Below are 25744 nucleotides of genomic sequence, written 5' to 3'. Positions count from 1 at the left end.
CGGGCCGCGAAAGATATCCGGACGGCACGCACGCCGCGGGCCGCGAAGAGGAGCTCCGATGTTCTTGTTCGAATCCATTCCCTGGTACTCCTGGGTGATGTGGTGCGTCGTGCTGGCCGCCCTCATCGCCCTCAACGAGGTGACGCGCCGCTGGAAGTGGGCCGGTCTCGGCTTCTTCGTGGCGCTGCCTCTCGTCCTGACATTGTTCGTGTGGCCGACGACGGCCGGCGCAGGCTCGTCGACGGGCACCTGGTTCCACTGGGTGAAGGTGTACTCGGCGCTCATCGGGTGCCTGGGCTTCATGCTCATCCGGTACGTCCCGCGTCTGGCGAAGAACCGCTGGATGCTGATGTTCCCCGCCCTGATCCTGGCGATCAACATCGGCGAGGCAGTCATTCGTGACTTCGAGGTCGCGGGCATGCAGGGCATGCACGACGGCGTCTTCATGGTCGGCGGTCCGTGGAACTACATGAACGGCATCGCCGGGATCCTCAACCTGGTCACCATCTGCGGCTGGGCCGGCATCATCGTCTCGCGCGACAAGTCCAAGGACATGATCTGGCCCGACATGATGTGGTTCTGGATCATCGCGTACGACCTGTGGAACTTCGCCTACGTCTACAACTGCGTCGGTGACCACGCCTTCTACGCCGGTGCGGCCCTGCTCATCTCCTGCACCATCCCCGCCTTCTTCATCAAGAAGGGCGCCTGGTTGCAGCACCGCGCCCACACGCTGGCCCTGTGGATGATGTTCACGATGGCAGTCCCGACGTTCGTGACCTCGTCGCAGTTCGCCGTCGAGTCGTCGCACAACCCCACCGCACTGTTCGTCGTGTCGGCGCTGTCGCTCGCGGCCAACATCGCCGTCGCGGCCTACCAGGTGTTCACCATCGTCACGCGGCACCGCAACCCGTTGCGCGACGAGCTGTACACCCACCTGCGCCCGTACCGCGAGGTGCGCGACGCGAACCTCCCGGTCGAGTCGCCGTCGGTTCTGCCGGAGTCCCGGGACTCGGACCGATTGGCCAGGGTCTGACCGCCGCGCGTCCGGCCCCGGCCGGGCGAGCAGCAACACCACGCGCCGTGGTCGAGCCTGCGGGCTCGGCCACGGCGCCGCTGTCAGGGCCGGCCGGGAAAGGCGACGGTCGGGGGAACCCCTTCGACGACACGCCAGCGGGCAGCGCGCAAGGCGGCTTCGGTGAGCGCGTCGAGTGCGTTTCCACGCGTGGCCTCACTGCGTGCGCGCTCGACGACCGACCGCCACGCGACCGCCGTGTCACTCTCGATCTGCACGGCCAGCCGGGCTGCTTCGACGGGGTCGGTCACCGGGAACGGAACGGTGTACCCGGGCGCGGCGGTGGGCGGTGTCACTCCGGCGGACTGGAGTGCGTCGACGGTTGCATCGCGGCGGGCACGGTGCGCGGCGGCATCGGCGGCGACGTCACCCGAACGGGAGGGGTCCGCGAACGCGGCGACGAGTCCGTACCCGAAGACGGCCGAATGCTCCGCTTCCAGCGCGTCGACAAGGGCTTGTTGCTCGGGTCCGAGCTCCGGGGAACTCACAGCAGAACCTCCGTCTGGACTCCACATGCTGCGCTGATCGAGGACAGGAGACCGGCTCGGTAGCCGGTGAGCGTGCGGGCGAGGTCCGCCGCGCTGCGCTGCGACCGGACCAGCATTTCCCGCAACTGTTCGACGGTCGGCTGCTCCGCGCCGGGCGCAGACGTGGTGGACGAGGTACCCGATGTGGTCGTGTCGGCAGTGATTCCCGCCATGCGAGCGACGTCCGCGTCCAACGCGTCGGCGTGCGCGGTGCGTTCGTCGGCGATCACGCTCAGCGCGCCCGCCCGATCCGGGTACAGGGCGGTGAGTGCGCGGGCGGTCGCGGCATCCCGCCGCGCGCTCGCGGCCTGCGCCAGCAGCGGATCCGGCTCCGATTCGGCGTCGTCGTCGGAGAGCCCGCATCCGGTGACTCCCAGGACACCGACCCCGCCGATCGTCGCCGAGGACCATCGCAACAGGGCTCGTCGGGACAGGGTGGTACGGGTAACTGACATCGGCACCGCACCATCGTGCCAGCAGACCCCGGTAGCGAACCACGGCGGCCTGGTCACGGCGCCCCGATTTGCGCGTTACGCTTGACCCAGCCGGTTCGGATCCGTATCGGCCGGCTGTCCGCTGTGACCACAACTGAACGAGGAGCCCGCCCGCAATGCCTGTGCCGCCCCCGGAACGGATCGTCGAGCTCGTCTCCGATCTTCTCGCCGAAGAGGGATACGACCTCGAAGACGTGGTGGTGACCGCGGCCGGAAAACACAGCACGGTCCGGCTGCTCGTCGACAGCGATGCCGGGCTCAGCCTGGACGAGGCTGCGCGACTGAGCCGGGTGGTCTCCGAGGCGTTCGACTCCGTGTCGGACTTCGGGGAGGCGCCCTACATGCTCGAAGTGACCAGTCCGGGTGTAGGCCGCCCGCTCGTCCACGATCGGCACTGGCGGCGGGCTCAAGGACGCAAGGCGAAGATCCAGCTCGCCGACGAGACCATCGTCGCGCGCGTCGGAGAACTGGTCGGTGACGAGATCCGCGTCGTGCTGCCGGATCGTGCCGGCCCGTTCGTGCGCGCTATCCCCTTGAGCGAGATCCGGCATGCGGTGGTCGAGGTGGAGTTCGCCAAGCCCAACCCGCGCGAGCTCGAACTGGCCGGGGGACTCCCGGACGGCAGGGCGGCCGCAGGCGAGATCGCCGAGGTCCTCGGCGACGAAGAAGACGAAGAAGAAGACGTGAACGAAACGAGGCTGGACAAGTGAATATCGAGATCGCGGCTCTGCGAATGCTGGAGTCCGAGAAGAACATCCCGTTCGAAGAACTGATCGAGACGCTGGAAACCGCGCTGCTGACGGCGTACCGCCACGTGGACGGCCACCAGCCGCACGCCAGGGTCGCCGTCGACACCAAGACCGGTGCGATCCAGGTGCTCGCCGAAGAGCGCGACGAGGACGGCAACGTCGTCGCCGAATGGGACGACACCCCCGAGGACTTCGGACGCATCGCCGCAACGACGGCGCGCCAGGTCATCATGCAGCGCATTCGCGACGCCGAACACGAAAAGCGGTTCGGCGAGTTCGCCACCCACGAGGGCGAAATCGTCAGCGGTGTCGTCCAGCGCGACTCCCGCGCGAATGCCCGCGGCATGGTGGTGGTCAAGATCGGCGGCGAGACGACCAGCACCGAGGGGCTCATCCCTCCTGCCGAGCAGGTCCCCGGCGAGACGTACGAGCACGGCGACCGCATCAAGTGCTACGTCGTGGGCGTGTCCCGCGGCCAGCGCGGACCGCAGATCACGCTCTCGCGTACGCACCCGAACCTGGTCCGCAAGTTGTTCGCGCTCGAGGTGCCCGAGATCGCCGACGGCTCGGTGGAGATCGTCGCGGTCGCTCGCGAGTCCGGTCACCGGTCGAAGATTGCCGTGCACTCGCTCGTTCCGGGTCTCAACGCGAAGGGCGCGTGCATCGGGCCGATGGGTCAGCGCGTGCGCAACGTGATGCGCGAACTGGGCGAGGAAAAGATCGACATCATCGACTACGACGAGGATCCTGCGAAGTTCGTCGGAAATGCCCTGTCGCCCTCGAAGGTGGTATCGGTCACGGTCGTCGACCCCGAAGCACGCGCCGCGCGCGTGGTGGTGCCCGACTTCCAGTTGTCCCTGGCCATCGGCAAAGAGGGTCAGAATGCCCGCCTGGCAGCACGCCTGACCGGCTGGCGAATCGACATCCGCAGTGACGCTGCACCCGCCACGAACGAGGCTTCCGGTAACGCGCCGACAGGCAGGTAGGCGTGGAATGCGGGATTCTTCGCAAAACAACGGTAGAGTGGTCGATGGTTCAGCATGAACTGCCCTCGGCCCATGGGTCGCGCACCGGCTCGGTGCGTACCTGTATCGGTTGTCGGCAGCGAACGCTGGCTGCCGAGCTGCTGAGGGTCGTGGCACGCGAGCACGGATCACGAACGTTCGTCGTGGTTCCCGACCCCGGGCACAGGCTTCCCGGGCGAGGTGCATGGTTGCACCCCACCCCGGAGTGCCTGGGTCAGGCCGTTCGGCGCCGAGCATTCGGCAGAGCACTCAAAGTATCCGGAAATCCGGATACAGCGGCGCTGGATCAGCTGGTCGGGTCCGCGGCGGCGAGATCACAGAACGTGGCGGAGTCCGGCGATTGTCACCGGACTGCGTGACAGTGAGATCGGCGACGAGGCACCAACAGTGACATCGAACTCTGAGAAGAACAGGTACGAACACTCATGAGCACACCGTGAAGCACCAGCGATGAACGTCCATCGGAGATAACCCGAGGTCGTGCGGGCATTGGCCGGCTCGACCTCATCAGTGAGGAGAGCAGTGGCAGGCAAGGCCCGCGTGCACGAGTTGGCTAAAGAACTCGGTGTCACCAGTAAGGAACTACTCGCACGGCTCAAGGAGCAGGGCGAGTTCGTGAAGTCGGCGTCTTCGACCGTCGAGCCCCCGGTTGCGCGTCGTTTGCGCGAATCGTTCGGCAGCGCGAAGGAAGACGGCGCTACGGCCGGTAAGGCCGCACCCACCCCGGGACCGCGTCCCGGCGGAGGACCCCGTCCGGGTCCGCGCCCGGCGGCACCCGCGCCGGCGGCTGCAGCCCCGGCCCCCGAAACAACACCGGCGGCACCCGCGCCGGCCGAGACCACACCGGCTCCGAGCCCGGCCGCCGGTTCGCGGCCGAAGCCCGGCGCTCCCAAGCCGGTCGCCCCCAAGCCGGCTCCCGCAGCTCCGGCTCCGGCCGCGCAGGCTCCGGCCGCTCCGGCTGCCGAGGCTCCGGCTGCGTCGGCTCCCGAAGCAGCGGCACCCGCTGCGGCGGCGTCCCCGCAGGCTCCGTCGGCCAAGCCCGGTCCCAAGCCGGCAGGCCCGCGTCCCGGCCCCAAGGCCCCGCGCGTCGGTAACAACCCGTACTCGTCTGCTCCGGCAGAGCGTCCGGCTCCGCGTCCCGGCGGTCCTCGCCCGACTCCCGGCCAGGGTCGTCCCGCCGCAGGTCAGGGCGGACCCCGCCCGGCTCCCGGTCAGGGTCGTCCCGCCGCAGGTCAGGGCGGACCCCGTCCGGCTCCCGGCCAGGGCGGTCCGCGTCCGGCTCCCGGTCAGGGCGGACCTCGCCCGACTCCGGGTTCGATGCCCCCTCGTCCCAACCCCGGTGCCATGCCGCAGCGGGCTGCACGTCCGGCTCCGGCCGGCCGTCCGGGTCGTCCCGGCGGTGCTCCGGGCGGTCGTCCCGGTGGCGGCGCCGGCGGTGGCGGCGGCTACCGCGGTGGTGGCGCCGGTGGCGGCGCGCCCGCAGGAGCAGGTGCTCCCGGTGGCTTCCGCGGTCGTCCCGGCGGCGGTGGCGCCGGCGGTCGTGGCCGTGGCGGCGCAGCCGGTGCGTTCGGTCGCCCCGGTGGTGCTCCGCGTCGCGGTCGCAAGTCGAAGCGGCAGAAGCGGCAGGAATACGATTCGATGCAGGCGCCGTCGGTCGGTGGCGTGCGGTTGCCGCGTGGCAACGGCGAGACCATCCGGCTCGCTCGTGGCGCATCGCTGTCCGACTTCGCCGAGAAGATCGACGCGAACCCCGCTGCACTCGTGCAGGCACTGTTCAACCTCGGTGAGATGGTCACGGCCACTCAGTCCGTGAACGACGAGACCCTCGAGCTGCTCGGCTCGGAGATGAACTACGTCGTGCAGGTCGTCTCCCCCGAGGACGAGGACCGTGAACTGCTCGAGTCGTTCGACATTCAGTACGGCGAGAACGAGGGCGGCGAGGAAGACCTCCAGCAGCGTCCGCCCGTGGTCACCGTCATGGGTCACGTCGACCACGGCAAGACCCGACTGCTCGACACGATCCGTCAGGCCAAGGTCCGCGAGGGCGAGGCCGGCGGCATCACGCAGCACATCGGTGCCTACCAGGTGCTCACACACCTCAACGGTGACGATCGCCTGATCACCTTCATCGACACCCCGGGTCATGAGGCGTTCACCGCCATGCGTGCCCGTGGCGCGAAGTCCACCGACATCGCGATCCTCGTGGTCGCGGCCGACGACGGTGTCATGCCGCAGACGGTGGAAGCGATCAACCACGCCCAGGCGGCCGACGTGCCGATCGTGGTCGCGGTGAACAAGATCGACAAGGAGGGCGCGAACCCGGACAAGATCCGTCAGCAGCTCACCGAGTACGGCCTTGTCACCGAGGAGTACGGCGGCGACACCATGTTCGTCGACATCTCGGCGAAGCAGGGGCTGAACATCGACCAGCTGCTCGAAGCGGTGCTGCTCACGGCAGACGCATCGCTCGATCTGCGGGCCAACCCCGACATGGAGGCGCAGGGCGTCGCCATCGAGGCGCACCTCGACCGCGGTCGCGGTCCGGTCGCCACGGTGCTGGTCCAGCGCGGCACGCTGCGGGTCGGCGACTCCATCGTCGCGGGCGACGCCTACGGTCGCGTCCGGCGGATGGTCGACGAGCACGGCGAGGACGTCCTCGAGGCGCTTCCGTCGCGGCCCGTCCAGGTCATCGGCTTCACGTCGGTGCCCGGCGCCGGCGACAACCTGGTTGTCGTCGACGAGGACCGTATCGCTCGCCAGATCGCCGACCGGCGCAATGCACGCAAGCGCAACGCGCTCGCTGCGAAGAGCCGTAAGCGGATCAGCCTCGAGGATCTCGATGCCGCTCTCAAGGAGCACAACGAGCTCAACCTCATCCTCAAGGGCGACAACTCCGGTACCGTCGAGGCCCTCGAAGAGGCCCTCATGGGTATCGAGATCGACGACGAGGTGCGTCTGCGGGTCATCGACCGCGGTGTCGGTGGCATCACCGAGACCAACGTCAACCTGGCAGCTGCGTCCAACGCGGTGATCATCGGCTTCAACGTCCGCGCCGAAGGCAAGGCGACGGAGCTGGCGAACCGCGAGGGCGTCGACATCCGCTACTACTCGATCATCTACCAGGCGATCGACGAGGTGGAGAAGGCTCTCAAGGGCATGCTCAAGCCGGTCTACGAGGAGGTCGAGCTCGGCCGCGCCGAGATCCGTGCGATCTTCAAGTCGTCGAAGGTCGGCAACATCGCGGGTTGCCTCGTGCAGTCCGGCATCGTCAAGCGCAACGCGAAGGCTCGTCTGCTCCGCGACAACAACGTTGTCGCCGAGACGATCACCATCTCGTCGCTGCGACGCGAGAAGGACGATGTCACCGAGGTCCGCGAGGGCTACGAGTGTGGTCTGACGGTCACCTACTCCGACATCAAGGTCGGCGACGTGATCGAGGCGTACGAGCTTCGCGAGAAGCCGCGCGACTGATACACCCCGCGCCTGTGGCGGCGAACGATTCGTCGTTCGCCGCCACGGGCGTGTCGGGACGCCACCACCGACACCGAGGATGCGGATGTACCTGGGAGCGCTCGAGCTGGACATCCTGCTCGGAGACGTGCATTCACTCAAGGAGAAGCGGTCGTACATCCGGCCGGTCCTCGCCGAATTGCGTCGCTTCGGTGTGTCCGTCGCGGAAACCGGCGAGCACGACCTCTATCGGCGCTCCACCCTGGCTGTGGCGGTGGTCGCACCCGACTTCGCGCACGTGCGCGACATACTGGACACCTGCGAGCGACTGGTCGCACAGCGCCCCGAACTCGACCTGCTGTCCACCAGACGAAGACTGTTCGGTCCGGAGGATTGACCCGGCCGACGGACATCACGGCCACCGGCACTGGTGGCCGAGGAGAGGAACGAACGACATGGCCGATCCAGCACGGGCCCGCCGACTCGCCAAGCGCATCGCCACCATCGTGGCCACGGCGATCGGCACCGAGATCAAGGATCCGCGGCTCGAGTTCGTGACGATCACCGACGCGAAGGTCACCGCCGACCTGCACGACGCGACCGTCTACTACACCGTGCGCGGCGCCGACCTCGACACCGAACCCGACGTGGAGGCAGCCGCCGCCGGTCTCGAGAAGGCCAAGGGCGTTCTGCGGACCATGGTCGGTGCGGGCACCGGTGTGCGCTTCACCCCGAGCTTGACCTTCGTCACCGACACCGTGCCGGACACGGCACGGCAGATGGAGGAACTGCTTGCGCGGGCACGCGCAGCCGACGAGGATGTGGCCCGCGCCCGCGAGGGCGCAGTACCCGCCGGCGATCCCGATCCGTACAAGGAGCCCCGTGAGCGTGACACCGGTGACGACGCCGAGTAACGATCCGAGCAGCGAACCGAGGTCTGCTGCTCCTCGCGCGGACGCCACCGCGCCCGCAGTGGGGGCCTCGGTCGACCTGCCGGGCGCCGTGGCCCTGCTCGACGCCGCGACGACGGTGACCGTGCTGTGTCACATCCAGCCCGACGCCGACACCCTCGGCAGCGGGCTCGCACTCGGTCTCGCGCTCGAGCGGCGGGGCGTCGCTGTGCAGGTGGCCTTCGCCGCTCCCGCCGAGGTGCCGGAGTCGATGCGCTCACTGCCCGGCGGGCATCTGGTTACGCCCGCCGCCGCGGTGCGCCGGGATGCGGACCTCGTGGTGACCGTCGATTGCGGAACGGCGGGGCGCCTCGGCGATCTGCGTGACCGCCTGACAGGTGCTGCGCGCACCCTCGTCATCGACCATCACGTGTCCAACACCCGGTTCGGGACCGACAACCTCATCGTGCCGGACGCGGAGGCCACCGCCGTGGTGCTCGCCGACCTGTTCGACGAGTGGGGTGTCGTGCTCGACGCGGACCTCGCCCATTGCCTGTACGCGGGGCTCGTGACGGACACCGGTTCGTTCCGCTGGGGCCGGCCTGCGTCGCATCTCCTCGCGGCGCGTCTTCTCGCGACCGGCATCGACGGATCCGCGATCACCCGCGGGCTCCTCGATACCCATCCCTTCGGGTGGTTGCCGATGCTCTCGTCGGTGCTGGCGTCCGCGACTCTGGTACCCGAGGCGGTGCGGGGCAGGGGACTGGTCTACGCGTTCGTTCGTCGCGCCGATTCGGCACACCTCGGTTCGGAGGAGGTGGAGAGCGTGATCGACATCGTGCGGACCACCGCAGAAGCGGAGGTCGCCGCGGTGTTCAAGGAGGTCGGGACCGAAGTGTGGACGGTGTCGCTCCGGTCGAAGACCGTGGTGGATGTATCCGCAGCCGCCACCGCCCTCGGCGGCGGCGGCCACGCGTTCGCAGCCGGCTACACCGCGCACGGCGCACCGGACTCGGTGGTGGCGGCACTGCGTGGCGTACTCGGGTGACGACGGAACCCACGGGAGACACCGCGACGACGCCGGAGATCTCCGGCCGTCGCATTCTCGGTCTGGCCCTACCCGCGCTCGGAGTCCTCGCCGCCGAACCGCTGTACCTGCTCTTCGACATCGCTGTGGTGGGGCGCCTCGGTGCGTTGCCCCTCGCGGGACTCGCGATCGGCGGACTCGTCCTGGCCACGGTCAGCACACAGTTGACCTTCTTGTCGTACGGCACCACCGCCCGATCGGCGCGACTCCACGGCGCCCGCCGCCACGACGACGCCGTCGGTGAGGGCGTCCAGGCGACCTGGCTCGCCGTCGGAGTGGGGTTGCTCATTCTGCTGGCCGGGCAGCTCCTCGCCGGACCTGTCTCGCGCCTGATCGCCGGTGACGACGAGATCGCCGCCGAAGCCGTGTCGTGGTTGCGGGTGGCACTGTTCGGAGTGCCTCTGATCCTCATCGGTATGGCCGGCAACGGCTGGATGCGGGGAGTGCAGGACAATTTCCGGCCGCTGCGCTACGTGATCGCAGGTCTCGCCCTGTCCGCGGTGTTGTGTCCCGTGCTGGTGCACGGACTGCTGGGAGCACCGCGATGGGAACTCGTCGGCTCCGCCGTCGCGAACGTGCTCGGCCAGACGGTCGCCGCGACGTTGTTCGTGGTGGCGCTCTTGCGGTCGGGAGTGCCGCTGCGGCCCCGGCCCGAGGTGATCGGCGCCCAGTTACGGCTCGGACGGGACCTGATCGCCCGCAGCCTGGCATTTCAGGCGTGCTTTCTCTCCGCCGCGGCCGTGGCCGCGCGGTTCGGCGCCGCGGCAGTTGCCGGCCACCAGGTGGTCCTGCAACTGTGGAATTTCGTGACGCTCGCGCTGGATTCGCTGGCGATCGCGGCGCAGGCGCTCGTCGGTGCTGCGCTCGGGGGCGCCGATCGGCGCGGTGCCACCCGGCTCGCATGGCGGGTCACCGCGTGGTCCGCGTTGTTCGCCACCGGTCTCGCCGTCGTGTTCCTGCTCGGGCGCACGGTGATTCCGGGCTTGTTCACGTCGGACCTCGCGGTACTCGGTCAGATCGACGTGGCATGGTGGTTCTTCGTCGCGATCATGCCGGTCGCCGGTGTCGTCTTCGCGCTCGACGGGGTACTCCTCGGTGCGGGTGATGCCGCGTTCCTGCGTACGGCAACGCTGCTGTCGGCCTTGATCGGGTTCCTGCCGTTCATCTGGTGCTCTCTCGTCTTCGACTGGGGTCTGGCGGGGATCTGGACGGGGCTTACGGTGTTCATCGTGTTGCGGATGCTCGCCGTCGTGGGACGCACGGTCTCGGGTCGATGGGCGGTGACGGGCGCGGACCGGCAGGTCGGCGTGCACAACGAGTCGGGAGGTTGATGCCGGTGGCAGCGAAGCTGTGGGCGATCAGTGATATTCACGTAGGCCATCGAGGCAACCGGCCGGTCACCGAAGACCTGTATCCGGAGTCGCCCGACGACTGGCTGATCGTGGCCGGCGACGTGTCGGAGAAAACCGACGACATCCGCTGGGCTCTGTCGCTGCTGAGCAGCCGGTTCGCGAAGGTCATCTGGGTTCCGGGCAACCACGAATTGTGGACCACCGCGAAGGATCCCGTGCAGATGCACGGGGTGGCCCGCTACGACTACCTCGTCACGATGTGCCGCGAACTCGGGGTGCTCACGCCCGAGGATCCCTATCCCGTCTGGGAAGGCGAGGGGGGACCGGTAGTGCTCGTACCGATGTTCCTGCTGTACGACTACTCGTTCCTGCCCGACGGCACCACCACCAAGGCCGAAGGCCTCACCGTCGCACGCGACCGCAACGTCGTCGCGACCGACGAGTTCCTGCTTCGGCCCGACCCGTATGTCACGCGGGACACGTGGTGCGCGGTGCGGGTGGAACAGACCCGGGCTCGGCTCGACGCGCTCGACCCGGCTCTGCCCACGGTGCTGATCAATCATTTCCCGCTGGTGCGTGAACCCACCCGAATGCTGTTCTACCCCGAGTTCGCACTGTGGTGCGGGACCACCGAGACGGCCGACTGGCATCTGCGCTACCGCGCGCTGTGCAGCGTTTACGGGCACCTGCACATTCCCCGGACGACGTACTACGACGGGGTCCGCTTCGAAGAGGTGTCGGTCGGCTACCCGAGGGAATGGCAGCGGCGCGGACTGCCCGATCGGCTTCTCCGGCAGATCCTTCCGGTGCCGGACTACCCGCCGGGAACCCTGAACAAGTGGGGCGGTCACTTCACGGTGACACCCGAGATGGAAGCCGAAGCCGAGAAGATGCGAGCACAACGACAGAGGGAGATGCGGTGACCGAGCCGTCCGTCGGAGAACAGGCCGAGACGCACGCGGCGCTGCTGTCGCGCATCGTGCCGGAGGGGGTCGCCGCTGCGGAAATGTTCTCCGACCCGCCGGGACTGCGGCCGCATCCGCAGGAGGAACCGCTCGTCGCACGCGCGGTGGACAAACGCCGCCGGGAGTTCGCCGGTGCCCGGCACTGTGCCCGGCAGGCGATGCGGCACCTCGGGGTCGAACCCGGCCCCGTCCTGCGGGGCGAGCGCGGCGCTCCGGTGTGGCCGCGTGGGCTGGTGGGCAGTCTCACCCACTGCGACGGGTACCGGGCCGCAGTGCTCGGCTACTCGCTGCAGGTGCGGTCGCTGGGGATCGACGCAGAGCCTCACGACGTGCTCCCCGACGGCGTTCTGCCTGCGGTCAGCCTCGAACCGGAACGGGAATGGCTCGCGTCGGCGGGCGACGACCTGCACTGGGACCGTCTGCTGTTCTGCGCGAAGGAAGCCACCTACAAGGCATGGTTCCCGCTCACCGGCCGGTGGCTCGGGTTCGAGGACGCGCACATCACGTTCGAGCGCGACACCACCGCCGATGCCGTGACCGGCACCTTCCATTCCCGGATACTGGTGCCCGGCGACACGCCGAACGGTCCACCGCTCACCGGATTCGACGGACGATGGCTCGTCGCCGACGGTCTCGTTCTCACCGCGATCACGGTGCGCTGAACGATGACCGACCGAACCCACGAATTCTCCGACAATCCTGCCGTCGCCCGCGCGGGCCTGCTCGTCGTCGACAAGCCTGCCGGCATGACCAGCCACGACGTGGTGGCGCGTTGCCGCCGGCTGCTCGGCACCCGCAAGGTCGGCCACGCCGGCACTCTCGATCCGATGGCCACGGGTGTGCTCGTGCTCGGCGTCGAGCGGGCCACCAAGCTTCTCGGTCTGCTGTCGCTGACCACCAAGTCCTATACCGCGACGATCCGGCTCGGCCGGAGCACCGTCACAGACGACGCCGAAGGCGACGTCGTGGAGACGTCGGATGCGTCCGGCGTGACCGACGAGCGGATCGCCCAGGTGGTGGAGACGCTGACCGGAGACATCGAGCAGATTCCGGCGAGCGTGAGTGCCATCAAGATCGACGGTAAGCGCGCCTATGCCCGCATGCGCGAGGGGGAGACCGTCGAGATCCCCGCGCGGCCGGTGACGGTGTCGCGGTTCGACGTGCTCGCGCGCCGCAACGACGGTGCCTTCGTCGACCTCGATGTCGAGGTGGACTGCTCGTCGGGAACCTACATTCGCGCACTCGCCCGTGACCTCGGGGCCACCCTGGGAGTCGGGGGACACCTGACGGCCCTGCGCCGCACCCGGGTGGGCCCGTTCGGACTCGAACACGCGCGCACCCTCGAGGAACTCGCGGACGATCCCGTGCCGAGTCTCGGCATCGACGACGCGATCCGCACCGCGTTCGAGTGCCGGACCGTGAGCGACGACGAAGCAGCAGTGCTCGCGAACGGACGCTGGCTCGAACCCGTGGGGATCGAGGGGGTCTACGCGGCGGTCGACGAGCACGGCCGCGCGGCGGCGCTGGTCCAGGAGAAGGGGCGTCGCGCGGCGTCGGTGTTCGTGGTCCGGCCCGCGAACATGTGACGGCTCAGACGAGCCAGATCGCGCCTGCGGCAAGGGTGCCCAGGTCCACGGTGCGGCCGTCGGTGCCGATCCCGATCGAGACCGTTCCGGCGAAATCTCGTCGTTCCACCACGCGGATATCGGTGTCGAGGGCGATGCCGACCTCGTCGAAGTAGCGCAGCATCGCCGGGTCGGCGTCGGAGATCCGCGCGACCCGGCCGTGCTCGCCGTCGCTGAACGTGGTCAGTGGACGGGCGGGCGGCGCCGGAATACGGCCGTCGTGCGACGGGATGGGGTCGCCGTGGGGGTCGCGTTCCGGGTAACCGAGTTTGGCGTCGATGGCGGCGACCATCCGTTCGGATACCGCGTGCTCGAGCACTTCGGCTTCGTCGTGGACTTCGTCCCAGCCGTAGCCGAGTTCCCGTACCAGGAAGGTCTCGATGAGGCGGTGCCGCCGCACCATCGAAACGGCAGCGGTCCGGCCTGCATCGGTGAGCGAGATCGACCCGTAGCGTGCGTGGTCGAGCAGGCCCTGATCGGCCAGGCGCCGCACCGCTTCGGACACGGTCGACGCCGAGACTCCGAGCTTCTCGGCAAGCAGTTTGGTGGAGATCTTCTCTCCGGACCACTCCTGGACCGTCCAGATGATTTTCAGATAGTCCTGGGCCACCGAGGACAGTGTCTCGGTCGCGGTGGTCTCGCTCGTGTCCGTCACGCGTTCAGTTTAGGTAACCGGCAGCACGGATTCACCCGCGTCGCCGGCACCGGTGCGATGCCGGATCGCTTTGGTGACCACTCCGTGGCGCGGCGAGAACAGATACACGGCTGCGAACACCACTGCCTGCGCCAGCACCACGACACCACCGGTCGCGGCGTCGGTGTAGTAGCTCGTGTACACCCCGACCACCGAGGCCGCGACCGCAAGGATGGGGGCGATGACGAGCATCCGCGCGAGACGGTCGGTGAGCAGATACGCGGTTGCGCCCGGAATGATGAGCATCGCCACGACCAGAATGACGCCGACGGCCTGGATCGCGCTGACGATGGTCACGGCCAGGAGTGCGAGCAGCAGAGCCGACAACCTGCCGGGCGAGATACCCAGGGCGTGCGCCTGCACCCGGTCGAACGCGAACAACGTCAGGTCGCGGCGTTTGACCACCAGCACGATCAGCACGACCGCCGCGAGCGCCGAGACCTGCCAGACGTCGCTCGAGGCAAGTCCGAGCAGGTTGCCGAAAAGTACGTGGTTCAGATCGACCTGGCTGGGATTCTTCGAGATCAGCACGACACCGAGTGCGAAGAGCGTGGTGAACACGATTCCGATCGCCGCGTCTTCTTTCACCCGGCTCGTGCTGCGCACGAGTCCGATCAAGGCAACCGCGATCCCGGCGAACAGCAGGGCGCCGAGCGCGAAGGGTGCGCCGACGAGATAGGCGAGTACGACACCGGGCAGGACCGCGTGCGAGACGGCATCGCCCATGAGCGACCAGCCGATCAGGACGAGCCAGCAGCTGAGCAACGCGCACACCACTGTGGCGGCGACCGCCACGATCAGCGCGCGCTGCATGAATCCGTACTGCAGAGGATCGACAAGGAGATCCAGCATCACTGCACCTCTCGCGCGACCGGCGCACTCGCCGGCGACTCGGTGGGGGAAGCGCCGAATGCGAGCGCCAGGTTCTCGGGACGCAGCACCTCCTCGGGTGGACCGTGCACAAGGAGGCGTCGTTGCAGCAGCACGGCTTCGTCGCAGAGAACCGGCAGTCCGGTGAGGTCGTGCGTGGCGACCAGGACTGCGCGTCCCGAGGCCGCGAGGTCCCGGATCACCGCTGTCAGTGCCTGTTGCGTCTTCGCGTCCACGCCGGCGAACGGTTCGTCGAGCAGGAGTAGCGGAGCTTCCTGCGCGATCGCGCGCGCCACGAACACGCGTTTGCGCTGTCCTCCGGAGAGCTGGCCGATCTGCCGTGTCGCGTAGTCGGTCATGCCGACACGGTCGAGTGCGGACTCGACTGCCGCGCGGTCCGCCGGCCGGGGCCGGCGCATGAATCCCTGGTGACCGTAGCGGCCGGTCATCACCACTTCCCGCACCCCGATCGGGAAATCCCAGTCGACGGCCTCCGATTGCGGCACATATGCCACTGCGCCGGTCCGGCGCGCGACCACCGTGGATTCGCCCGCGATGGACACGCGTCCCGACACGGGCCGGACCAGGCCCATGATCGTCTTGAAGAGGGTCGACTTGCCCGAGCCGTTGGTTCCGACCAGACCGCACACCGTTCCCGGCGACAAGCTCAGGGACACCCGGTCGAGCGCGGTGACGGTGTCGTAGCGGACGGTGACCGTATCGATGTCCAGTGCAGGTGCCGTCATCGTGTCAATCCTGCCGTGATCGTCGAGATGTCGTGCCGCAGCAGGTCCAGGTAGGTGGGGACGGGACCGTCCGGGCCGGACAGCGAATCGACGTAGAGGGTGCCGCCGAACCGCGCCCCGGTGTCCGCCGCGACCTGCTGCTGCGCCTTGTCCGACACGGTCGATTCGCAGAACACCGCGGGGACCCGGTTCTCGCGCACGAAGTCGACGGTCCGGGCGACCTGCTGGGGCGTGCCCTGCTGGTCCGCGTTGACCGGCCACAGGTAGGCCTCCCGCAACCCTGCGTCGCGCGCCAGATAACTGAACGCGCCCTCACACGTCACGAGGGCTCGCTGCTCCTCCGGTAGTGCCGAGACACCGGCGATCAGTTCGTCGTGGAGCGCCGCGAGTTCGGCTTTGTACGTGGATGCGTTCGCCGCGAAGTCGTCCGCGTGTTCGGGTGCGAGATCGGACAACGCGGCGGCGATGTTGTCGACATAGATCTGCGCGGTGAGCGGTGACATCCACGCGTGCGGATTGGTTTGCCCGGCGTAGCTGTCTCCGGTGATGTACACCGGTTCGATGCCGTCGCTGAGGACGACGTGCGAGGCGTCGGCGTCTTCGAGGAACTGTTCGAACCAGCGCTCGAGCCCGAGTCCGTTGTCCAGGACGAGATCGGCGTCGGCGGCGTTGCGGAGGTCGCTGGGAGTGGGCTCGTAGCCGTGGACCTCGGCGCCCGGTTTCGTGATGGATTCGACGCGCACATGGTCTCCGGCGACGGCGCGGGTCATGTCGGCGATCACGGTGAACGTGGTGAGGGCGAACGGCCGCTCGTCGGCGTCCGTCGGTGAGGTGCAGGCGGTGAGGGCGACGGCAGCAGCCGCCAGAACGGCGGTTTTGACCCATCCAATGGAAATCTTCGGCACACCGAAATTATGCATTCGGGTGCCGGATGTTGTCCACGTGGGCTACGGAGCCGGTCGAGGATGACCGACCGGCGCGTGCGCCGTAGGCTGCCGATGTGCAGAGATGGCGAGGTCTGGACGAGATACCTGCGGACTGGGGTCGTTGTGTGGTGACGATCGGGGTGTTCGACGGCGTACACCGGGGGCACCAGCAGCTGATTTCGAGCGCTGTGAAAGCCGCGACGGAACGAGGTGTCCCGAGCGTGCTCATGACGTTCGATCCACACCCCATGGAGGTCGTGCGGCCGGGAAGTCACCCCGCGCAGCTGACGACACTGGCGCGGCGCGCCGAGCTGGCGGAGGAACTGGGAATCGACGTGTTCTGCGTCGTGCCGTTCACCCCCGAATTCATGAAGCTCTCGCCGGAGCGGTACGCCCACGAGATCCTCGTCGAACGACTCCATGTCGCGGAAGTGGTCGTGGGGGAGAACTTCACCTTCGGCAAGAAGGCGGCCGGCACCGTCGACCTCCTGCGCTCGATCGGCGCGCGATCCGGTTTCGCGGTGCAGGGCCTGACCCTCGTCGCCGAGCACGCCGTCACGTTCTCCTCGACCTACATCCGGTCCTGTGTCGACGCCGGTGATGTCGCTGCGGCGGCCGATGCGCTCGGCCGCCCTCATCGCGTCGAAGGAGTCGTCGTGCACGGCGACGGGAGAGGGCGCGGGCTCGGCTTCCCGACCGCGAACGTCGCGCCGCCGATGTACGCCGCTATCCCGGCCGACGGCGTCTACGCCGCATGGTTCACCGTGCTCGGCTCGGGATCACCCGTCGACGGTGTCTCGGTCGGGGAGCGGTACATGGCCGCGGTGTCCGTCGGAACCAATCCCACGTTCTCCGGACGCAAGCGCACCGTCGAGGCATACGTCCTCGACGAGGAAGCCGATCTCTACGGTCAGCACGTGGCGGTGGACTTCGTCGAACGGCTGCGCGGCATGGAGAAGTTCGATTCCGTGGAGGCGCTGATTTCTGCGATGCACCGCGATGCCGACCGCGTGCGCGAGGTACTCGCTGCCGGCTGACCGCATGTACCGGCCGCCGGGTATCCCCGTCGGCCGAACGTACGGGAGAGGCGGGCGCGCGGGGGGCGGGCGCGGCTCTGGTAATATCGACCGCTGGTGTGTGCTGCGGTTCGCGGCGGCCGCACCGGCGGACCCGGTCCGCTATCTGTCACGCGGACGTCAGTTGTTCAGGAGAACTACCAGTGGCATTGACCACCGAACAGAAGAAGTCGATCCTCGGCGAATACGGCCTGCACGAGACCGATACCGGGTCGCCCGAGGCTCAGGTTGCGATGCTCACCAAGCGCATCGTCGACCTCACCGAGCACCTCAAGCAGCACAAGCACGACCACCACTCCCGCCGCGGCTTGCTGCTGCTGGTCGGTCGTCGTCGCCGCCTGCTGAAGTACGTCGAGAAGGTCGACGTCGAGCGTTACCGCTCGCTCATCCAGCGTCTGGGCCTGCGTCGCTGACGCAGCCGAGAAGCGACACGATCTGCATCCGCTGATCTTTTCCGACAGCCAACGGGGCACCCACTACACTGGGCCCCGTTGGCTATCGGTGTTTGTGCCGGTATAGCCGGCACGCCACACCGCCGACGGCGGTGAACCGTATGCACCGATGGTGTCGGTCCTCGGTAGTGACTTTCCGGTCCGGGCACGGCGTCCGTAAGAGACGCCCCCGCCGGAGGGTTTCGATCGACGACCGCCTCCGTGAATCGGTGCGCTACCACGGCCAAGGGGGCCGTGGAGCCCGCGCGGGTACGGCGAAGACGAAGAGGGAAGAGAAGATACAAAGATGACAAGCAATTCCGCAGTCGAGACCGACGAAGGCGTCTACGAAGCCGTCGCGACACTCGACAACGGTGCCTACGGCACCCGCACCATCCGTTTCGAGACCGGCCGCCTCGCACAGCAGGCCGCCGGCGCCGTCGTCGCCTACCTCGACGACGAGACCATGCTGCTGTCGGCCACCAGCGCGTCGAAGCACCCCAAGGAGCACTTCGACTTCTTCCCGCTCACGGTGGATGTCGAAGAGCGTATGTACGCTGCCGGGCGCATCCCGGGCTCGTTCTTCCGTCGCGAGGGCCGTCCCTCCACCGACGCGATCCTCACGTGCCGCTTGATCGACCGGCCGCTGCGCCCGTCCTTCGTGGACGGCCTGCGCAACGAGATCCAGGTCGTCGTCACGGTTCTGAGCCTGAACCCGAACGACCTGTACGACGTGGTCGCGATCAACGCGGCGTCGGCGTCGACGCAGCTCGCCGGACTGCCGTTCTCCGGACCCGTCGGCGGTGTGCGTGTCGCACTCATCACGTCCGACGACAACAAGGCCGGCCAGTGGGTTGCCTTCCCGACGGTCGAGCAGCTCGAGAACGCCGTGTTCGACATGGTGGTCGCGGGCCGCATCGTCGGCGGTGCGGACAACCCGGACACCGCTGATGTCGCGATCATGATGGTCGAGGCGGAGGCCACCGAGAACGTCATCGCACTCGTCGAGGGTGGCGCACAGGCGCCGACCGAAGCGATCGTCGCGCAGGGCCTCGAGGCCGCCAAGCCGTTCATCGCCCGCCTCTGCGTCGCTCAGCAGCAGCTCGCTGTTGCTGCCGCGAAGCCGACCGGCGACTTCCCGCTGTTCCCGGCCTACGCGGACGACGTGTACGCCGAGGTCGAGGCTGCGGCGTCGACGAAGCTGGCCGAGGCGCTGACCATCGCCGGCAAGCAGCAGCGTGACGAGCGCACCGACGAGATCAAGGTCGAGGTTCTCGAGCAGGTCGGCCCGAAGTTCGAGGGCCGCGAGAAGGAGATCGGCGCGGCCTTCCGCGCGCTGACCAAGAAGCTGGTTCGCCAGCGCATCCTGCGTGACCAGTTCCGTATCGACGGGCGCGGGATCACGGACATCCGTGCACTCTCGGCCGAGGTCGCGGTCGTTCCCCGTGCACACGGTTCGGCTCTGTTCGAGCGTGGCGAGACCCAGATCATGGGTATCACCACCCTCGACATGGTCAAGATGGCTCAGCAGGTCGACTCGCTCGGCCCGGAGACCAGCAAGCGCTACATGCACCACTACAACTTCCCGCCGTACTCGACCGGTGAGACCGGCCGCGTCGGTTCGCCGAAGCGTCGCGAGATCGGCCACGGCGCCCTCGCGGAGCGGGCACTCGTGCCGGTGCTCCCGAGCCAGGAAGAGTTCCCGTACGCGATCCGTCAGGTGTCGGAAGCGTTGAGCTCCAACGGTTCCACGTCGATGGGTTCGGTGTGCGCCTCGACCCTGTCGCTGCTCAACGCCGGTGTTCCGCTCAAGGCTCCGGTCGCGGGTATCGCGATGGGCCTGGTCTCGGACGAGGTCGACGGTGAGATCCGCTACGTGGCACTGACCGACATCCTCGGAGCCGAAGACGCCTTCGGCGACATGGACTTCAAGGTCGCCGGAACGAAGGATTTCGTCACCGCGCTGCAGCTCGACACCAAGCTCGACGGAATCCCGTCGCAGGTGCTCGCGGGTGCGCTGTCGCAGGCACACGACGCGCGCGCCACGATCCTCGAGGTCATGGCCGAGGCCATCGACGCTCCGGACGAGATGAGCCCGTTCGCGCCGCGCATCACCACGATCAAGGTTCCGATCGACAAGATCGGCGAGGTCATCGGGCCCAAGGGCAAGATGATCAACTCGATCACCGAGGAGACCGGCGCCAACATCTCCATCGAGGACGACGGCACCGTGTACGTCGGAGCTGCGGACGGTCCGTCCGCGCAGGCAGCGATCGACAAGATCAACGCCATCGCCAATCCGCAGCTGCCGAAGGTCGGCGAGCGTTTCCTCGGCACCGTGGTCAAGACCACGGCGTTCGGTGCGTTCGTCTCCCTGCTCCCGGGCCGTGACGGTCTGGTGCACATCAGCAAGCTCGGCAACGGCAAGCGCATCGCGAAGGTCGAAGACGTCGTGAGCGTCGGGTCCAAGCTGCGGGTCGAGATCGCCGACATCGACAACCGGGGCAAGATCAGCCTCGTGCCCGTCGAGGACGACGCCGCCGCCGAGGCCGCTCCGGCCGAGGCAGCCACCGAGTCCTGATCGGCTCCTCCCGGTAGCCTCCCGCTCCGGGACAGGCAATCACCGCGCGCTGTTCCTTCCCTTCGGGGCGGGAACAGCGCGCGGTGTCGTTGCGCGAGGGTCCTGTCCGGTCGCCGACCCGACCTGCGGCGGAGCGTCGCCGATGGCTCGCAACATGGAGAATCGAAGACCACCCCCGTGTAAACCTTTAGGCAAAAGGCGTACGGCGATTCTGCCGAGGGTGTTCCCTGGTGGTGTGAGCACGGTTACAGCCTCAGGAATCGGGGCACGTCCAGGAGTCAACCTGGCACTGGCGACCTGGGTGTCGGCCATGAACTTCTGGGCCTGGAACCTGATCGGACCGCTGTCCACCACCTACGCCGGCGACATGTCGCTGAGCAGCTCCGAGACATCGATGCTCGTGGCGACCCCGATCCTCGTGGGGTCGCTCGGCAGGATCGTGGTGGGCGCCCTCACGGACCGCTACGGCGGCAGGGTCATGTTCATCACGATCACCCTCGCGTCGATACTGCCGGTCCTCGCGGTCGGCTTCGCGGGCAGTGCGGGCTCGTACCCGCTGCTGCTCGTCTTCGGATTCTTCCTGGGAATCGCCGGCACGATTTTCGCCGTCGGGATCCCGTTCGCCAACAACTGGTACGACCCGTCGCGTCGTGGCTTCGCCACGGGTGTATTCGGTGCGGGCATGGTCGGCACGGCACTGTCGGCCTTCTTCACGCCGCGTTTCGTCGGATGGTTCGGGCTGGTCGCCACCCACGTGATCATCGCAGTGGTGCTCGCACTGACCGCGGTGTTGTGTCTGACCGTCATGAGGAACGCGCCCGCATTCGTTCCCAACACCCAGCCGGTGGTGCCCAAATTCCTTGCGGCATGCAAACTCCGGGTCACCTGGGAAATGTCGTTCCTGTATGCCATCGTCTTCGGCGGTTTCGTCGCGTTCAGCAGCTACCTGCCCACCTACATCAGGACGGTGTACGAGTTCTCCGCGGTGGATGCAGGTACCCGTACCGCGGGGTTCGCCGTCGCCGCGGTGATCGCCCGCCCCATCGGCGGAACCCTCTCCGACCGGATCCCACCGAAGTACGTGGTGATCGCATCCTTCGCCGGCACCGCCGTGACCGCATTCATCGCCACGTTCAAGCCACCGCCGGACTTCTGGTCGGCCGTTGTCTTCATCTCGATGGCGATCTTCCTCGGCATCGGCACCGGAGGCGTGTTCGCCTGGGTGGCGCGGCGTTCGCCCGCGCAGTCCGTCGGCAGCATCACCGGAATCGTCGCGGCGGCAGGTGGCCTCGGCGGATACTTCCCGCCCTTGGTCATGGGCGCGACCTACGACCCGGTGGGCAACGACTACACCGTGGGCCTGTTGCTCCTGGTCGCGGCGGCTCTCATTGCACTGGTCTACACCGCGGTCTGGCTGAAGGCACGTGAACCTGCCGCATCGCGGGACGCTCCACACAGGCAACCGGAGGAGAGCACGTGACTACGGAAAAAGTCGCTGTGGGTGGGACGCTCGAGGAACTGCTGGTGCGTAGCGGCCGGTTCTTCACGCGTGGCGAAGAATCCGCCGACACCCGCAGCATCCTGCACCAGGGCGGCAGAGAAGGTGACATCTTCTACCGCGACCGGTGGAGCCACGACAAGGTGGTGCGATCGACACACGGCGTGAACTGCACCGGTTCGTGCTCGTGGAAGATCTACGTCAAGGACGGGATCATCACCTGGGAAACCCAGGAGACGGACTATCCCACGGTGGGAGCGGACCGCCCCGAGTACGAACCGCGCGGTTGCCCCCGAGGAGCGGCCTTCTCCTGGTACACCTACTCTCCGACACGGGTGCGGTACCCGTACGCGCGCGGAGTCCTCGTCGAGATGTATCGCGAGGCCAAACAGCGTCTCGGTGATCCGGTACTGGCGTGGGCGGACATTCAGAACGACCCGGAGCGCCGGCGCCGGTACCAGCGTGCGCGAGGCAAGGGCGGGCTGGTGCGGGTCACCTGGGCCGAAGCCACCGAAATGGTCGCCGCGGCCCACGTGCACACCATCAAGGAGTACGGGCCCGACCGGATCGCCGGTTTCTCCCCGATTCCCGCCATGTCGATGGTGTCGCACGCAGCCGGTTCCCGGTTCGTCGAACTGGTCGGCGGCGCGATGACCTCGTTCTACGACTGGTACGCGGACCTTCCGGTCGCGTCCCCGCAGGTGTTCGGGGACCAGACCGACGTCCCCGAATCGGGCGACTGGTGGGACGCGTCGTACCTGTTGATGTGGGGTTCCAACGTCCCGGTGACCCGCACCCCCGACGCACACTGGATGACGGAGGTGCGGTACCGCGGGACCAAGGTCGTCGCGATCAGCCCGGACTACGCGGACAACACGAAATTCGCGGACGAGTGGATGCCGTGCGCTGCCGGAACCGACGGTGCCCTGGCGATGGCGATGGGCCACGTCCTGCTGCGCGAGTGCTACGTCGAGAAGCCCGTACCTTTCTTCACCGACTTCTCCGCGCAGTACACCGATCTGCCCTTCCTCGTGAAACTCGAAGAGCGCGGCGGAAAGTGGGTGGCGGGCAAGAACCTCACCGCGGCCGACCTCGGGCAGGACGTGGAGAACGCCCCGTTCAAACCGGTGCTCCTCGACAGCGCCACCGACAGCGTGACGGTTCCTCACGGCTCCCTCGGATTCCGCTACGGCGAGGAGGGTATCGGCAAGTGGAACCTCGAACTGGGTGACCTGTCGCCCGCCCTCACGGTGGCACCGCCGGCCGGCGGCACAGCGGAGGTCCTCGCCGTGCATCTGCCGAGTTTCGACACGATCGACGGTCGGGGCGGAAGCCTCGAGCGCGGTGTGCCGGTCCGCCGGGTGGGTGAGCACCTGGTCTGCACGGTGTTCGACCTGATGCTCGCCCAATACGGCGTGCAGCGGGCAGAGTTGAATCTGCCCGGGCAGTGGCCGACCGGGTACGACGATCCGTCGACGCCCTACACGCCGGCGTGGCAGGAATCGATCACCGGAGTGTCTGCGGCGCAAGCGATCCGGGTGGCCCGGGAACTCGCGCGAAACTCCGAGGAATCGGGCGGGCGCTCCATGATCATCATGGGAGCCGGAATCTGCCAGTGGTTCCACGGCGACGCGACCTACCGGGCCGTGCTGTCCCTGCTGCTCCTGACCGGGGCAATGGGACGCAACGGCGGCGGCTGGGCGCACTACGTCGGGCAGGAAAAGTGCAGAACCGCCACCGGATGGGCCACGATGGCGATGGCCACCGACTGGAGCAGGCCACCTCGTCAGATGGCGGGCACCTCGTACTGGTACGTGCACACCGACCAGTGGAAGTACGACGGGTACCGGGCGGACGCCCTCTCGAGCCCGCTGTCGCGGGGGCGCTTCCGGGACAAGCACACCATGGATGTGATGGCGTCGGCCGTCGCGATGGGCTGGTCGCCGTTCTATCCGCAGTTCGACCGCAACACACACGATCTGGCGGACGAGGCTCGTGCGGCCGGTCGCGACATCCCCGAATATGTTGCCGAACAACTGGCCAAGGGGACGGTGAAACTCGCCGTCACCGATCCCGGGTCGCCGCGTAACTGGCCGCGCGTGCTGAGCGTGTGGCGGTCGAATCTTCTCGGCTCCTCCAGCAAGGGCAACGAGTACTTCCTGCAGCATCTGCTGGGTACCGACTCGAACATTCAGGGTGCTCAGACCGCGCCGGATTTGCGGCCCAACGACGTCACCTGGCGGGAGGACGTCCCCGACGGCAAACTCGACATGCTCATGTCGATCGACTTCCGGATGACGTCGACGACGCTGTTCTCGGATGTCGTGCTGCCCGCAGCGACCTGGTACGAGAAGGGGGACCTGTCGAGTACCGACATGCACCCCTACGTGCACGCGTTCAGCCCCGCGATCGATCCGCCCTGGGAGACCCGCTCGGACTACGAGGCGTTCGGTGCGGTCGCGAAGGCGTTCAGCGCCCTGGCACGCACGCATCTGGGAACGCGGACCGACGTGGTGATGGGGACGCTCCAGCACGACACGCCCGGTGCGATGGCGTATCCCGGTGGCACGGAGAACGACTGGAGGAAAACCGGTGAAGTGCCCATCCCGGGGAAGACCATGGGGCCTCTCGTGGTCGTCGAGCGGGATTACACCGCCGTCGCCGACAAGTGGGCCACGCTCGGGCCGCTCGCGGAGTCGGCAGGGCTGACCACCAAGGGGGTGACCACCCACCCCGACCAGGAGGTCGCCGAACTCGCCGTCAAGTTCGGCGTCATGGATTCCGGTGCCGCCGCCGGGCGCCCGGCGATCACCACTGCGGAACGGATGTGCGACGTGATTCTCGCGCTGTCCGGGGCGTCGAACGGCCGGCTCGCCGTGCAGGGGTATCGCGAACTCGAGAAGCGAACCGGGCGCAGGCTCGTCCACCTCGCCGAAGGCAGTGAGGAACGCCGGATCACCTACGCCGACACGCAGGCCCGGCCGGTACCGGTGGTCACGAGCCCGGAATGGTCGGGCAGCGAAACAGGTGGTCGCCGCTACGCACCCTTCACCACCAACATCGAGGAACTCAAACCGTTCCACACCCTCACCGGCCGGATGCACTTCTACCTCGACCACGACTGGATCGAGGAGATGGGCGAGCAACTTCCGACCTACCGGCCCCCGCTGGACATGAACCGTCTGTTCGGTGAGACATCCCTCGGTACCGGTGACGGAGTGGGGCTGACGGTGAGATACCTGACCCCGCATTCGAAATGGTCGATCCACTCGGAGTATCAGGACAACCTGTTCATGCTCTCGCTCTCGCGCGGCGGACCGACGATGTGGATGAGTCCGGCGGACGCGGCGAAGATCTCGGTGCGCGACAACGACTGGATCGAGGCCGTGAACCGCAACGGCGTGGTGGTGTGCCGGGCCATCGTGTCGCAGCGCATGCCCGAGGGCGTGGTGTTCGTCTACCACGCGCAGGAACGCGTCATCGATGTCCCGCTCACCGAAACCACCGGAAAGCGTGGCGGGATCCACAATTCGATCACGCGGATCCTGATGAAACCGAGTCATCTGGCGGGCGGCTACGCCCAGACCTCGTATGCCTTCAACTATCTCGGACCGACCGGCAACCAGCGCGACGAAGTCACGGTCGTGCGCCGCCGGTCTCAGGAGGTGACGTACTGATGTACA

General features: G+C 67.8%; 23 protein-coding genes. 17 read left to right on the top strand and 6 right to left on the bottom strand.

All coding sequences use genetic code 11. The annotated features are described in order from the left end of the window. The first annotated feature begins 58 nt into the window (after positions 1–58). Positions 59–1036, top strand: coding sequence for a DUF5692 family protein (locus HF886_RS12125; RefSeq protein WP_169652408.1), 978 nt, complete (start codon positions 59–61; stop codon positions 1034–1036). Between the two features lie 83 nt (positions 1037–1119). Here HF886_RS12125 and HF886_RS12120 read toward each other — a convergent pair whose 3' ends face one another. Continuing rightward, positions 1120–1563, bottom strand: a complete 444-nt coding sequence (locus HF886_RS12120) for a ferritin-like domain-containing protein (protein WP_169620587.1) — start codon at positions 1561–1563, stop codon at positions 1120–1122. Further along, positions 1560–2057 carry a hypothetical protein gene (locus tag HF886_RS12115; RefSeq protein WP_169620588.1) on the bottom strand — a complete coding sequence of 166 codons (498 nt, stop codon included), beginning with the start codon at positions 2055–2057 and terminating at the stop codon, positions 1560–1562. The genes HF886_RS12120 and HF886_RS12115 overlap by 4 nt, the downstream gene beginning before the upstream one ends. A 155-nt stretch (positions 2058–2212) precedes the next feature. Between HF886_RS12115 and rimP the strand changes: the two genes are divergently transcribed. The 11 genes from rimP (at position 2213) to truB (ending at position 13200) form a co-directional block, all read left to right on the top strand. Continuing rightward, complete coding sequence (gene rimP, locus HF886_RS12110) at positions 2213–2806, top strand: ribosome maturation factor RimP (protein ID WP_169620589.1); 594 nt, start codon at positions 2213–2215, stop codon at positions 2804–2806. Beyond that, on the top strand, positions 2803–3831 hold the full coding sequence (gene nusA / locus HF886_RS12105; RefSeq protein WP_169652407.1) for a transcription termination factor NusA: 1029 nt from the start codon (positions 2803–2805) through the stop codon (positions 3829–3831). The genes rimP and nusA overlap by 4 nt, the downstream gene beginning before the upstream one ends. A gap of 44 nt (positions 3832–3875) precedes the next feature. Then, the gene (locus HF886_RS12100; RefSeq protein ID WP_169620591.1) at positions 3876–4229 is read left to right on the top strand and encodes a YlxR family protein; all 354 of its coding nucleotides are present in this window, start codon (positions 3876–3878) and stop codon (positions 4227–4229) included. 163 nt (positions 4230–4392) lie between these two features. Continuing rightward, positions 4393–7341, top strand: a complete 2949-nt coding sequence (infB, locus tag HF886_RS12095; RefSeq protein WP_169652406.1) for a translation initiation factor IF-2 — start codon at positions 4393–4395, stop codon at positions 7339–7341. Between the two features lie 85 nt (positions 7342–7426). Further along, positions 7427–7717: a DUF503 domain-containing protein gene (locus tag HF886_RS12090; protein WP_169620593.1), complete on the top strand. Its 291-nt coding sequence runs from the start codon at positions 7427–7429 to the stop codon at positions 7715–7717. A 58-nt stretch (positions 7718–7775) separates the two neighbouring features. Then, positions 7776–8234, top strand: coding sequence for a 30S ribosome-binding factor RbfA (gene rbfA, locus HF886_RS12085; protein ID WP_169620594.1), 459 nt, complete (start codon positions 7776–7778; stop codon positions 8232–8234). Positions 8235–8292: 58 nt separating this feature from the next. After that, entirely contained in the window at positions 8293–9258 is a 966-nt protein-coding gene (locus HF886_RS12080) for a DHH family phosphoesterase (RefSeq protein ID WP_346765357.1), read from the top strand. Positions 9259–9296: 38 nt separating this feature from the next. Continuing rightward, complete coding sequence (locus HF886_RS12075; protein WP_296550895.1) at positions 9297–10628, top strand: MATE family efflux transporter; 1332 nt, start codon at positions 9297–9299, stop codon at positions 10626–10628. Between the two features lie 5 nt (positions 10629–10633). Then, entirely contained in the window at positions 10634–11572 is a 939-nt protein-coding gene (locus tag HF886_RS12070) for a metallophosphoesterase (protein WP_169620597.1), read from the top strand. 41 nt (positions 11573–11613) lie between these two features. After that, on the top strand, positions 11614–12276 hold the full coding sequence (gene npt, locus HF886_RS12065; protein ID WP_169652466.1) for a 4'-phosphopantetheinyl transferase Npt: 663 nt from the start codon (positions 11614–11616) through the stop codon (positions 12274–12276). 3 nt (positions 12277–12279) lie between these two features. Further along, positions 12280–13200, top strand: coding sequence for a tRNA pseudouridine(55) synthase TruB (gene truB, locus HF886_RS12060; protein ID WP_169620598.1), 921 nt, complete (start codon positions 12280–12282; stop codon positions 13198–13200). Positions 13201–13204: 4 nt separating this feature from the next. On the opposite strand, the gene HF886_RS12055 is transcribed toward truB, so the two are convergent. The 4 genes from HF886_RS12055 to HF886_RS12040 are packed head-to-tail and all read right to left on the bottom strand — an operon-like array spanning position 13205 to position 16469. Continuing rightward, positions 13205–13894, bottom strand: coding sequence for a metal-dependent transcriptional regulator (locus tag HF886_RS12055; RefSeq protein WP_169620599.1), 690 nt, complete (start codon positions 13892–13894; stop codon positions 13205–13207). A 9-nt stretch (positions 13895–13903) separates the two neighbouring features. Further along, positions 13904–14785 (bottom strand): metal ABC transporter permease, encoded by an 882-nt coding sequence (locus tag HF886_RS12050; protein ID WP_169652404.1) that lies wholly within the window; start codon positions 14783–14785, stop codon positions 13904–13906. After that, complete coding sequence (locus HF886_RS12045) at positions 14785–15549, bottom strand: metal ABC transporter ATP-binding protein (protein ID WP_169620601.1); 765 nt, start codon at positions 15547–15549, stop codon at positions 14785–14787. Before HF886_RS12045 ends, HF886_RS12050 begins: the two co-directional genes overlap by 1 nt. Continuing rightward, on the bottom strand, positions 15546–16469 hold the full coding sequence (locus HF886_RS12040) for a metal ABC transporter substrate-binding protein (RefSeq protein ID WP_169620602.1): 924 nt from the start codon (positions 16467–16469) through the stop codon (positions 15546–15548). The genes HF886_RS12045 and HF886_RS12040 overlap by 4 nt, the downstream gene beginning before the upstream one ends. Positions 16470–16549: 80 nt before the next feature. Here HF886_RS12040 and HF886_RS12035 point away from each other — a divergent pair, with 80 nt between their 5' ends. From HF886_RS12035 to HF886_RS12015, 5 genes are all read left to right on the top strand, one after another. Further along, complete coding sequence (locus HF886_RS12035; protein ID WP_169620603.1) at positions 16550–17512, top strand: bifunctional riboflavin kinase/FAD synthetase; 963 nt, start codon at positions 16550–16552, stop codon at positions 17510–17512. 182 nt (positions 17513–17694) lie between these two features. Next, positions 17695–17964, top strand: coding sequence for a 30S ribosomal protein S15 (rpsO, locus tag HF886_RS12030; RefSeq protein ID WP_169620604.1), 270 nt, complete (start codon positions 17695–17697; stop codon positions 17962–17964). Between the two features lie 325 nt (positions 17965–18289). Then, entirely contained in the window at positions 18290–20563 is a 2274-nt protein-coding gene (locus tag HF886_RS12025) for a polyribonucleotide nucleotidyltransferase (protein WP_169620605.1), read from the top strand. Positions 20564–20873: 310 nt separating this feature from the next. Continuing rightward, positions 20874–22043, top strand: a complete 1170-nt coding sequence (locus HF886_RS12020; RefSeq protein WP_240952173.1) for a nitrate/nitrite transporter — start codon at positions 20874–20876, stop codon at positions 22041–22043. Beyond that, positions 22040–25738 (top strand): nitrate reductase subunit alpha, encoded by a 3699-nt coding sequence (locus HF886_RS12015; RefSeq protein ID WP_169620606.1) that lies wholly within the window; start codon positions 22040–22042, stop codon positions 25736–25738. The genes HF886_RS12020 and HF886_RS12015 overlap by 4 nt, the downstream gene beginning before the upstream one ends. The last annotated feature ends 6 nt before the right edge of the window (positions 25739–25744 follow it).

Origin of the sequence: Rhodococcus sp. 105337 (assembly GCF_012844225.1) — a bacterium.
Lineage (GTDB): Bacteria > Actinomycetota > Actinomycetes > Mycobacteriales > Mycobacteriaceae > Rhodococcus.
The sequence above is the reverse complement of the archived record's forward strand: the minus strand, read 5'-3'. Positions and strand labels throughout refer to the sequence as shown.

Coding starts and splice junctions, on each gene's coding strand:
- rimP (WP_169620589.1), top strand. CDS start 2,213: ATGCCTGTGCCGCCCCCGGAACGGATCGTCGAGCTCGTCTCCGATCTT.
- HF886_RS12050 (WP_169652404.1), bottom strand. CDS start 14,785: ATGCTGGATCTCCTTGTCGATCCTCTGCAGTACGGATTCATGCAGCGC.
- HF886_RS12040 (WP_169620602.1), bottom strand. CDS start 16,469: ATGCATAATTTCGGTGTGCCGAAGATTTCCATTGGATGGGTCAAAACC.
- HF886_RS12115 (WP_169620588.1), bottom strand. CDS start 2,057: ATGTCAGTTACCCGTACCACCCTGTCCCGACGAGCCCTGTTGCGATGG.
- HF886_RS12090 (WP_169620593.1), top strand. CDS start 7,427: ATGTACCTGGGAGCGCTCGAGCTGGACATCCTGCTCGGAGACGTGCAT.
- HF886_RS12020 (WP_240952173.1), top strand. CDS start 20,874: ATGAACTTCTGGGCCTGGAACCTGATCGGACCGCTGTCCACCACCTAC.
- HF886_RS12125 (WP_169652408.1), top strand. CDS start 59: ATGTTCTTGTTCGAATCCATTCCCTGGTACTCCTGGGTGATGTGGTGC.
- rbfA (WP_169620594.1), top strand. CDS start 7,776: ATGGCCGATCCAGCACGGGCCCGCCGACTCGCCAAGCGCATCGCCACC.
- HF886_RS12100 (WP_169620591.1), top strand. CDS start 3,876: ATGGTTCAGCATGAACTGCCCTCGGCCCATGGGTCGCGCACCGGCTCG.
- truB (WP_169620598.1), top strand. CDS start 12,280: ATGACCGACCGAACCCACGAATTCTCCGACAATCCTGCCGTCGCCCGC.
- HF886_RS12025 (WP_169620605.1), top strand. CDS start 18,290: ATGACAAGCAATTCCGCAGTCGAGACCGACGAAGGCGTCTACGAAGCC.
- HF886_RS12045 (WP_169620601.1), bottom strand. CDS start 15,549: ATGACGGCACCTGCACTGGACATCGATACGGTCACCGTCCGCTACGAC.